This window comes from Facilibium subflavum (assembly GCF_003574485.1).
Classification (GTDB): domain Bacteria; phylum Pseudomonadota; class Gammaproteobacteria; order Francisellales; family Francisellaceae; genus Facilibium; species Facilibium subflavum.
The window spans coordinates 1-9,737 of sequence record NZ_QLIT01000090.1 but is presented as its reverse complement, the minus strand read 5'-3'; the positions used below and the strand labels follow the sequence as shown (position 1 = coordinate 9,737).

The window sequence follows — 9,737 nt, the reverse complement described above, 5'->3', positions numbered from 1 at the left end:
AGAAAAGTATCTTATATGCAATAGGTGCGGCGTTGCAATCAAATTCTACAATATGTTCATATTTTTCCTTAACTTAGTGCCATTAGGGCTAATTCCTTATGTTGGATGGATCGCAAATGGAATTAATCCAGGGGAGGTGTCTGTGAGAGTAGCTTGTGGATTGTTGCCAAACACTGAAAAAATACGAGATAAATCGGCATCAATACAATTTTTCTATCCAACGAAGAATGTCACGGCAAATAAAGTGACCATTGATCAAAACAAATTACCAAAGGGGATCTATGAAACGCAAATATTGGCCTCTCCGAGGCAAAAACTTATTTTGCCACCTCATGATCATGTGTCGTGTCGTTACGCTTATGCCATTGCAGTCACAGATAATCCAAGTCAAAGCAAGACAATTGCAAAAAATGCAGTCAAAGCCTACATGTTAGATACAGCACCCGTGCTTAATGAGGAAATTCATGTATAAGAATCATAAAAGGGACTTTTATTTTTTGTGGGCGGGGCAGTCATTGAATGTATTAGGTGATCAGATTTTGATGGTCGCTCTGCCATTATTCGCCTTATCTATTCCAGGAGTTTTAGAGTCTGAAGCGGCACTGTTGAGATTTGCTTTTTTTCTGCCATTCTTGCTTTTCAGTCTTTTTGCAGGAGTTATAGTTGATCGCTTACCATTAAAGCGAGTTATGTTGGTATGTGATAGTATACAGGCATCAACATTTTTACTAATTGTCGTTTTAGCATGGTTTAAACTACTTAGCTTAATGCTATTGCTAGGTTTGGTCTTTGTTAGTGGATGTGTCCTTGTATTCTTTCAGATTGCCTACTCATCATATCTTCCTGAATTATTTAGTAACCATAATGAAATTCAAAATGGCAATGCTAGGCTATTTTTTTCGGAATCAACTGCTCGGGCATTAGGACCGCTATTGGCAGGGCCATTAATTGCTTTTTTAGGCATTATGCTGACGATTTTTATGAATTGTCTAACTTTTGTGATTTCCGTACTAACGCTTTTCGCGATTAGGCAGAAATCAGAGTCTCCTAGAAAATTAAATCAATCAAATCAACCCTTCTTTCGCGATATTAAAGAAGGACTTTTGTTTATTTTACGTCATGACAAACTTGAGCCTGTGATTACTTGTGGTGGTTTGTATGTATTGTTTCTTAGTATGGTTACAAGCTGCCTTGTTATTTACTGTGATAGGGTCTTAAACTTAAGCCCCATGATGATTGGTATCGTAGTTGGTTCTGCTGCAATAGGCCTGCCTTTTGGAAATCTGCTAGCGCCAAAGATAGCTAAAAAATATGGTAGTTCACAAACGCTTGTGCTTGGAGCGCTCATTTCTGTTTCTGGTATCTTTGGCATTCCTATGTCAGGTGCCCTTCATTCTCCTATATTTTTGATCATTACGGGGATAGTGCATGGGGTAGGTGAAGGTCTTTTTGGTCCAACCTCGCTCACTTTAAGGCAGTTGGAAACTCCTAAACAGCTTTTGGGGCGCATTAATTCAGTACAAAGATGGCTGCTATGGGGAATGATTGCAGTTGGCAGCTTATTGGCTTCTTTGCTTATTTACCTTTGGGGTATATCATCCGCGCTATGGATTGGTGGAACTGGCTCAATGTTGTGTCTTATTCCGCTGGTAAGGCGGGGAATTTTACAAGATATTTTAAGACAGGAAAAATACAAATTTAGTGAAAGTGAAGAGGTGAGAACATGAACTTATTATATGCTGATGGAATTCAAGAATTCGTTGATCGTTGTAATGCAGCGATGCCTGCTGATTTTTACAAGCTGCCTTTATCGGAACAACGTCAGTTGTATTTAAATTTAAATAAAGTGTTTCCCTATACGGTAGAATCGAGCATTAAAACGCAAGATATACACTTTTCTTCAGAAATACCCCCAGTTAGAGTTTACACGCCAAAGGGTTGTTGCCATAGAGGGCTTATTGTCTATATTCGAAGAGGTGGTTTTGTTGTCGGGTCGTTGGAGACCCATCACTCGCTGGTGGCTGAACTTGCGCACAAAACAGCTACTCAAGTTATCGCATTAAATTTTAGGATGGCACCTGAGCATAAATTTCCATTAGGGCTTAACGATTGCTATGATGCGCTATGTGATATAGTAAAAAATGCTAGCACTTATGGCGTCGATGCTGACAATATTGTTTTATGTGGAGACAGCTCTGGTGCTAATATGGCCGTCAGTCTTGTGATGATGTGTAGAGATAGAAATGGCCCCAGAATTTCCGCTCAAGCATTGATCAGTCCCGTACTTGATTTTAGTAGGTGGATGAAAGATGGTAAAGATTCTCCGCTTTTGACAGCAGGCGAAATGGAGTACTACGTAGATTGCTATTTAAAAAACAGTGAAGATGTATATCATCCCTATGTATCACAACTTCTAAGCGCAGACTTTAACAACTTGCCACCTGCTTACATCATGGGTGCTGAGATGGATCCGTTAGTGGTCGATGCGGAAAAATATGCCAAGCTGTTAAGTGAACAAGGTATAAAAACAGAACTGAACATAGAAAAAGGCTTAGTGCATTCTGCAATGCGAGCCCGTGGCTTAAGTCAAAGTGTATCTAAAGCATGGGATAAGTTTTGCAATAAATGTGTTGAGCTCTTGGAAGAGGGTAGGGACCATGCCTAAAAGAGCTGTAGCTATAATAGTAGACCCGTACTCATCTGGCGCCTACTATGCACATGCTTTTAATAAGGCAAATGTTGATGTGGTAGCAGTGCAAACGGCAAATAAAGCCCCTGATGTATATGCTGCCTCGTACAAGCCAGAGGAGTATAAGCAAATATTTATTTATGAGGGCAGTCTTAAAGGTCTTGCTTCTCAAATCAAGCAGCTTGATCCGATTTGCATTGTGGCAGGATGTGAGTCTGGTGTGGAGTTAGCTGACCAGCTATGTTGTTTACTTTTACCTAACCTGAGTAATGATCCAGGCAAAGCGTTAGTTCGCAGACATAAGGGTAGAATGATGGAAGCTGTTGCCGATGCAGGTATAACTACGGCAAAGCAGTTATGTACAGAAGATGAGGAGAAGGTAGCAACCTGGCTAGTTGATGAAGGGTTAAATAACTCAAATTTTGTCATAAAGCCTCCAAAAAGTGCGAGCACTGATAGCATCTATAAAGTAAATGCAGCAGATAACAATTGGCAAGGGATTTTTCGGTCGCTTCTTAACGTACATAACCGTCTTGGAATTTTAAACGATCAACTCATCGTTCAGGAATTTATGCATGGAACAGAATATGTTGTAGATACAATGAGTTATGAGGGAGAACATACAATATCAAATATCTGTAGATATCAAAAAATTAGCAATGATAGACATATTGCCATGTATGACTACATGGAGTGGCTTTCTTCCGATATTGAATTATATCAAGAGCTACAACGTTATGCGTATTCAGTTCTAAATGCTTTAGGAATAAACTTTGGTCCTGCTCATATTGAGATTATGCATACCATAAACGGATTGCGTTTGATTGAGGTTGGAGCGAGAGCTCATGGTGGTGGGCATCCATGTTATAATATGGTTGCCACAGGTGATAGCCAACTTGACCGTACGGTTAGATATTTTACGAAACAACGACCTATTTCTAATAGCTACGATTTACTAATTAACATGATGGTTGTATTCTTTGTCTGTATGAAAGAAGGTGTAATAAATAACCTTGAGCATACGGTGGAAAAAATAAAAAGCCTTTCAAGTTATCATCATGTCTCTATCCAAGTAAAAAATGGAGATTCTGTTGCCCCAACAAAAGATTTATTTGCAACTTTGGACTTAGGTTTTGTCGTGCTTGCACATCAACAAAAAGAGCAGCTTTTGCAGGATTACAAAGCCATCAGAAAAATAGAGCAAGAATTGGTTGTATGAAAACAACAAATGCAATACAACTACATACTGATTTGGATGCACTATTATATCCAATGTGGTTAAGCGAAAAAGAGGCAAGCCAGTTTATGGTAAAAGCACAGTGTCTGCCATGGCTTCATGAGCATATTTATATGTTTGGGCGTAAGATTAAAGTACCAAGAAAAGTACTATGGATTGCTGATGAAGGTTTAGAATATGCTTACAGTGGGGTAAGTCATAAACCCCATCCATGGCCACATTGGCTGCTGAACTTATGTAAGGCGATCAATGCTCAATTTAGCTGTCGGCTAAACTCAGTACTTGGTAACTTCTACGCCAATGGCTTGCAATATATGGGTTACCACCAAGATAACGAACGTTCATTGGAGGGAAACTCAGTAATTGTTTCACTGAGTTTGGGAGCTTGTCGCAAGTTTGTGTTTAGGCGAATTGGTAATAATGAGAAAGTAGAGACACACCTGAGTTCAGGCAGTTTATTGCTGATGTGGGGTAATGCTCAGCATGATTGGCAGCATGCTTTGCCAAAAATGCGCACGGTGAAAGAAGTCAGAATGAATTTCACCTTTAGAACAATACAGCAATATTAAGTGATGGATTATCATGGAATTATGTGAAAATAGCGTAGGGCTGATTGATAAAAAAAGCCTTCAATCAGAAGGTTTTTGTGTAGTTAAAAATGTTTTAAAACCAGAAACCTGTCTCTTGTTAAGAGATTTATATGACAAAAATCAATACTATCGCTCTACCATTGATATGCAAAGATATAATTTCGGGAAAGGACAGTATCGTTATTTCGACTATCCATTTCCTGATATCATCAGTCGTTTGAGGCGATATTTTTACGAAAAACTGGTTGATTGCGCCAATGAGTGGAGCCAAAAAATGGTGCAGGAGTCTAGCTTCCCTGATGAGTTCTGCGAGTTTGAACGCCTACAATACCAAGCTAATCAGACCAAGCCAACCCCGTTGGTGTTAAGGTATCAGCAAGGGGATTATAACTGCTTGCATCAAGATGTGACCTCAGAAAAATATTTTCCCTATCAAATGATATTCCTATTAAGCAAAAGGGAGGTTGAATTCTCAGGCGGGGAAATTATTCTTGCGCAACAGCGCCCAAGGATGCAAACCATTGCGCATGTAGTTAATCTTGATCTTGGGGATGCTTTAATCTTATCTGCAAAATACCATCCAGCACCAGGAGTAAGAGGGTATTATAAGTCAAGCTTTAAGCATGGTGTTTCTAAAGTATTACAAGGTGAGCGTTATAGTCTGGGTATTATTTTTCATAACTATGTTACAGGTGTGTGATGGCCAGAGTATATCTAAACTACCACACGCCATTTGATTGGCAGGTGCTTTTAGCTTATTACGCCAAACACAAGATTGGAGATTTGGAACATTTTGATCAGGCATGTTATCGTCGTTTATTTATTGACCATAGGGGGAAGCTTAGACAGGTAATTGTCTCTAATGAGCCAAGTAATAACAGACTGGTTGCTGAAATTAACACGACGTGCCCTGTTTTAATCGATGAAGTAAAGAGGCGTTTGGTCAATATGTTTGATCTTGCTCATCACCCTGAGCATTTGCAAAAAACACTAGACAGTACACATATTTGTCACAGTTGGCCGTATTTTTATGGCGTGAGAAAAATAGGCGCCTGGGATCCATTTGAACTTGTAATAACGACAATCCTTGGTCAACTGATTTCTATCAAACAAGCAACCAACTTAACCAAAACACTCATTGATCACTATGGTGAAAGCATAATTGATCCACACAATCAAAAAGAAGTTTTTCTTTTTCCAAAACCATCTGTATTAGCCCAGAGCACACTTGATTACTTAAGGGTTCCAGCAATGAAAAAAATAGCCATTGCAGCAGTATCACAAGCGGTTTGGCAAAAGAAAATCAACTTTTCGGCTAAACAAGACTTGATAAAATTTCGCAAACAATTGATGATGTTCAAAGGTATTGGGCGCTGGAGCGCCGAATACATTGCCCTTAGAGCATTGGGTGATCAGGGTGCATTTCCTGAAAATGATGTTTTTTTACAGAAAATATTGACGCGTGATCAGATTGAGGGTGCGCACCCCTTATGCGCCTATGTTGCAAGCTACTGCTATATCTATGCGGAAACGATAAAAACAAAAACACCTGTGGAACAACCCTTAAAAATAAATAAGAAAACAAAATTACATAAAAAGGAGGACTCTATGCAAACTAGCGGGTTTGAAGAAGTAAGTTACCGCACCCCATTTGGATTGATAAAATTGCACGCTAATGATCAATATCTTCTATCTTGTGAATGGCTGAATCAATCAATACAAGAGGTTAAACCCAACAATAAAGTTCTAAAGGAGGCTATCAGTCAGCTTGATGCTTACTTTGCAAAAAGACTTAAATGCTTTGATTTGCCGATTGTGTTGAAGGGAACCACGTTTCAAAAAAGTGTATGGCAGACTTTACAGCAAATTCCCTTTGGGCAGACACTAAGCTATCGCGCTTTGGCAGAGAAAATAGGCAACCCCAACGCTGTTCGTGCAGTCGGAACTGCCAATGCTAAAAACCCGCTATGTATTATCGTGCCATGTCATCGCGTGATCAAAGCAGATGGTCAAATTGGCGGTTATGCCGGTGGCACTGTCTGTAAACAAAAGCTGTTGAATTTAGAAAGGCCGATAGTATGAGCTAAACACTGCAAAATGATTCACAAGTGGTATAACCTCTATGCTATCCTTAATCAGGCAGAAACAGGTTAATCAGATCATTTAAGAAAGTACGTCCTAGTTTACTGGGGATGTAACACTCATTTTGTTGTACTAATAGCCCTTTATCAAGTGCCTTTTTCAGTGGTGCTTTAATTTCAGTAATCTTTAATCCCGTAGCAGATTCAAACTGTCTTGTGCTAAAGCCTTCGTGAAGCCGTAAAATATTTAACATAAACTCATAAGGCAGTGATGTTTTATCGATAATCGATTGACCATAAGGAAACGTTTTTTCAGCAAGATAAAGGCTTGGATGCTTTCGTTTCCAATGTCTTTTTATCACACCGGTTGTCAAATCGGTTATCTTGCCATGAGCGCCGGCACCAATACCGATATAATCGCCAAAGCGCCAGTAATTGAGATTATGTGCTGCTTGACATGCATCTTTGGCAAAGGCTGAGACTTCATATTGTAAAAAGTCATATTGTTGAATTAACGCCTTGCCTTGCTCTTCAATTACACCCAAAGTATCCTCATCAGGCAGATTAGGTGGCTTAACCGCAAAAGCCGTATTGGGCTCTATGGTTAATTGATACCAGGATAAATGAGTGGGGTTTAACTCAAGGGCGCTTTGTAAGTCAAATACAGCATCTTGTGGGGATTGGTTGGGTAATCCGTGCATTAAATCGATATTAAAGTTTGTAAAGCCGGCGTTTGTCAGTGATGTTATTGCCTGGTAGACATCCTGGTTGTTGTGGATACGCCCTAATGCTTTGAGTTTGTCATTTTGAAAGCTTTGTACGCCAAGAGATATCCGATTGATACCCATGGCCTTATAATCAGTAAATTTGCCATGTTCAATGGTGGCTGGGTTTGCCTCTATGGTAATTTCAGCCTGAGGTTGAATCAGGTTGTTTTTATCGAAAAATTCAAATAATTTTGCCATATCTTTACTTGGAAAAAGTGATGGTGTTCCACCACCAAGAAAGATACTGTGAAACTGCCTGCCTTGAAGCTCGGTTATATGGGTTTTAAAGTCCTGTATTAGGGCTGAAATATACTCTGGTGCCGGTATATTACTTTTAAGCTGGTGAGAATTAAAATCACAATAGGGGCATTTTTTCACACACCAGGGAAAGTGAATATACAGGCTTAGCGTAGGTAGTTGAATCATAGAAGGAATATAAATGTTTGATTTATGTGAGAAGGAAAGCTTAATGTTTTGGTTTACCGATTCGAATAACAAGAACATCACAATGTGCGCGCTGTAACACGCCGTTAGCCGTTGAGCCAATAAAACGCTCAACACCATAACGGCCATGACTGCCGATTACGATGATATCACAGCCTAACTCCTCGGCAAGTTTGACAATCTTACGCTTTGGGGAACCATGTAACAGATGAAAATCTGCTTCGATGTCAATTTGCGCTTCAAGCGCTTTTAAATGCTTCATGTTTTCTTCTTCTAAATAGTCCTCCAAGTCCGAAATAGAAGGCACACCAGAGGCCATATAATAGGGAATGTGGGGTAACACATTGATGACACTTAACTTGGCATCATTACGTTTGGCAAGTGCGACAGCCTGTTCGATCACCGGTTGATTATCAGAGTGTAAATCAGTGGCCAGTAAAATGTGCTTATAGTTTTTCATGTAAGATTCTCCAAAACGCTGCAAACTTATCTGGGATAATTTTAAGCCAATTTCACAATAAAATATATGGGTTGTATGTGATTTTTTGAAGAGTCAGTTATGTATTAACGCTATGGCCGCTTTGAATGCGTCTATTTTAAAGGTAAAAAGTACTTTGGGGTGGTATAGAACTATAGTAAACGTAGTGGAGCCTCTGAAAGATGAGAGTTAGATTTATGGGAAGTTGAAAATAAAATTATAATGTGATTTAATCGTGTTATTCACTTTGCAAGGATATATTATTTTGAATAAGGATTATGGAGAAAAAAGAGTAGCGGTCTATGGGTTCCAGCTAACTGAAAAATTTAATCATACTAAAATATATAATATAGCTCCCTCATTGCTTTCAGATAGGCAAGATTATAAAAATGATATGATTTTATGGTTTAAAAAATTAGAAAAGCCTCATGATTTTTATGTTGGTTGCATTACAAAACCTACGGGGAGCAGGCATAAAATCACTAATTCCGGTGAAAAAATTAATATTGAGGCTCTAGGTGAGCAACATGAAATACTGTTTTTCACTTATGATCATGAACATTCTTTTGGTAGTTATACAGCTTACCAAGGTTCCCCAAAACTCTCTGATTTAAACCACATTGTTAGAAAGGTTACTGGAAGCCAAGCCAATCCTTTTGAGAGAATAATTTTAAAATGTGATTTTGATAAATATGTTAATGACTATTTGTCAAATATAACTTGTATAGAATATGTAGAAAAAGAGGAGTGTGACAACTATTGTACGTCTTTTCAGGAGTATTCAGAAACAGAAGTAATTAAGAAAGGTGTTTATAATGTATCAATTAAAAAAAATAGAGGAAAAGCATTATCGTTATTTCGGAAGAATCATAATAAATTTTCTATTAAAGGGATAACAGGGTATAATCGGCAGGTAACACAAGAGATAGTTGGTTCTGGTAGCCTTGATGTGACAATTATAGAGGATTATAAGATGCTTGATTTTCTCCATGATTTTGAAAAATTCTCCTCAAAAAGCGTTTTTCAAAGTTTCCCAAGATTTGTTGATATGCATGAAGCTTTGAAAGAGTTTTATAAACAGTTAATCAGGCAAACGTGAGCTTTATATGTCGAAAAAATGGTATCAAACATCGAGTAAGATGTATACTATGGCAATTACTGTATCTATCATTTTTTTTATGATGGTTGTTGTACTAAGTTGGTCGTCGGCGCAATTTAGGTTTCACTACTTATCTATTTTTAATTCAGGGAGCCCATCCATCTAACTGTGTAAATTTTTCATAGTACTTAAATTCTGCCTTCAAATTTAATTAAAAAATACGGCATTGCTTCACTCCAGCTTCTAATTGGCATTGTCCATTTTTTTGTCATATAGTCAATTGCCAAAAACAAGGTTTTAAATACTGCATTATCATTGGGGAAAGAACGCTTATTTTTCGTTACTTTCCTCA

Annotated in this window: 10 protein-coding genes and 1 pseudogene; 8 read left to right on the top strand and 3 right to left on the bottom strand. The window is 38.4% G+C overall.

Annotated features, from left to right (window positions below; translation table 11 throughout):
• The 7 genes from DNK84_RS06280 to DNK84_RS06250 all read left to right on the top strand — a co-directional run.
• Positions 1 to 472 (top strand): hypothetical protein (locus DNK84_RS06280; RefSeq protein WP_208123263.1); only part of this gene is annotated, 472 nt, incomplete at its 5' end.
• The gene (locus tag DNK84_RS06275; protein ID WP_162902269.1) at positions 465 to 1,727 is read left to right on the top strand and encodes an MFS transporter; all 1,263 of its coding nucleotides are present in this window, start codon (positions 465 to 467) and stop codon (positions 1,725 to 1,727) included. The genes DNK84_RS06280 and DNK84_RS06275, both read left to right, overlap by 8 nt.
• Positions 1,724 to 2,665 (top strand): alpha/beta hydrolase, encoded by a 942-nt coding sequence (locus DNK84_RS06270; RefSeq protein WP_119343696.1) that lies wholly within the window; start codon positions 1,724 to 1,726, stop codon positions 2,663 to 2,665. The genes DNK84_RS06275 and DNK84_RS06270 overlap by 4 nt, the downstream gene beginning before the upstream one ends.
• Positions 2,658 to 3,908 (top strand): ATP-grasp domain-containing protein, encoded by a 1,251-nt coding sequence (locus DNK84_RS06265; protein WP_119343695.1) that lies wholly within the window; start codon positions 2,658 to 2,660, stop codon positions 3,906 to 3,908. The genes DNK84_RS06270 and DNK84_RS06265 overlap by 8 nt, the downstream gene beginning before the upstream one ends.
• On the top strand, positions 3,905 to 4,495 hold the full coding sequence (locus tag DNK84_RS06260; protein ID WP_119343694.1) for an alpha-ketoglutarate-dependent dioxygenase AlkB family protein: 591 nt from the start codon (positions 3,905 to 3,907) through the stop codon (positions 4,493 to 4,495). The genes DNK84_RS06265 and DNK84_RS06260 overlap by 4 nt, the downstream gene beginning before the upstream one ends.
• A 13-nt stretch (positions 4,496 to 4,508) precedes the next feature.
• Entirely contained in the window at positions 4,509 to 5,216 is a 708-nt protein-coding gene (locus tag DNK84_RS06255; RefSeq protein WP_119343693.1) for a 2OG-Fe(II) oxygenase, read from the top strand.
• Complete coding sequence (locus DNK84_RS06250; protein WP_119343692.1) at positions 5,216 to 6,598, top strand: methylated-DNA--[protein]-cysteine S-methyltransferase; 1,383 nt, start codon at positions 5,216 to 5,218, stop codon at positions 6,596 to 6,598. Before DNK84_RS06255 ends, DNK84_RS06250 begins: the two co-directional genes overlap by 1 nt.
• 49 nt (positions 6,599 to 6,647) lie before the next feature.
• On the opposite strand, the gene hemW is transcribed toward DNK84_RS06250, so the two are convergent.
• Together hemW and DNK84_RS06240 are read right to left on the bottom strand one after the other, a co-directional pair.
• A complete protein-coding gene (hemW, locus tag DNK84_RS06245; protein WP_119343699.1) occupies positions 6,648 to 7,790 on the bottom strand; it encodes a radical SAM family heme chaperone HemW in 1,143 nt (380 codons plus the stop codon).
• Between the two features lie 40 nt (positions 7,791 to 7,830).
• A complete protein-coding gene (locus tag DNK84_RS06240) occupies positions 7,831 to 8,268 on the bottom strand; it encodes a universal stress protein (protein ID WP_119343691.1) in 438 nt (145 codons plus the stop codon).
• Positions 8,269 to 8,551: 283 nt separating this feature from the next.
• Between DNK84_RS06240 and DNK84_RS06235 the strand changes: the two genes are divergently transcribed.
• Positions 8,552 to 9,385 carry a hypothetical protein gene (locus tag DNK84_RS06235; protein ID WP_162902268.1) on the top strand — a complete coding sequence of 278 codons (834 nt, stop codon included), beginning with the start codon at positions 8,552 to 8,554 and terminating at the stop codon, positions 9,383 to 9,385.
• A gap of 188 nt (positions 9,386 to 9,573) precedes the next feature.
• Here DNK84_RS06235 and DNK84_RS15210 read toward each other — a convergent pair.
• Positions 9,574 to 9,737, bottom strand: a pseudogene (locus tag DNK84_RS15210) (IS256 family transposase); the annotation flags it as partial.

What these genes read in the sequence shown, in the direction of transcription:
- DNK84_RS06255 (WP_119343693.1), top strand. Translation starts at nt 4,509, where the DNA reads ATGGAATTATGTGAAAATAGCGTAGGGCTGATTGATAAAAAAAGCCTT.
- DNK84_RS06270 (WP_119343696.1), top strand. Translation starts at nt 1,724, where the DNA reads ATGAACTTATTATATGCTGATGGAATTCAAGAATTCGTTGATCGTTGT.
- DNK84_RS06275 (WP_162902269.1), top strand. Translation starts at nt 465, where the DNA reads ATGTATAAGAATCATAAAAGGGACTTTTATTTTTTGTGGGCGGGGCAG.
- DNK84_RS06265 (WP_119343695.1), top strand. Translation starts at nt 2,658, where the DNA reads ATGCCTAAAAGAGCTGTAGCTATAATAGTAGACCCGTACTCATCTGGC.
- DNK84_RS06250 (WP_119343692.1), top strand. Translation starts at nt 5,216, where the DNA reads ATGGCCAGAGTATATCTAAACTACCACACGCCATTTGATTGGCAGGTG.
- hemW (WP_119343699.1), bottom strand. Translation starts at nt 7,790, where the DNA reads ATGATTCAACTACCTACGCTAAGCCTGTATATTCACTTTCCCTGGTGT.
- DNK84_RS06260 (WP_119343694.1), top strand. Translation starts at nt 3,905, where the DNA reads ATGAAAACAACAAATGCAATACAACTACATACTGATTTGGATGCACTA.
- DNK84_RS06240 (WP_119343691.1), bottom strand. Translation starts at nt 8,268, where the DNA reads ATGAAAAACTATAAGCACATTTTACTGGCCACTGATTTACACTCTGAT.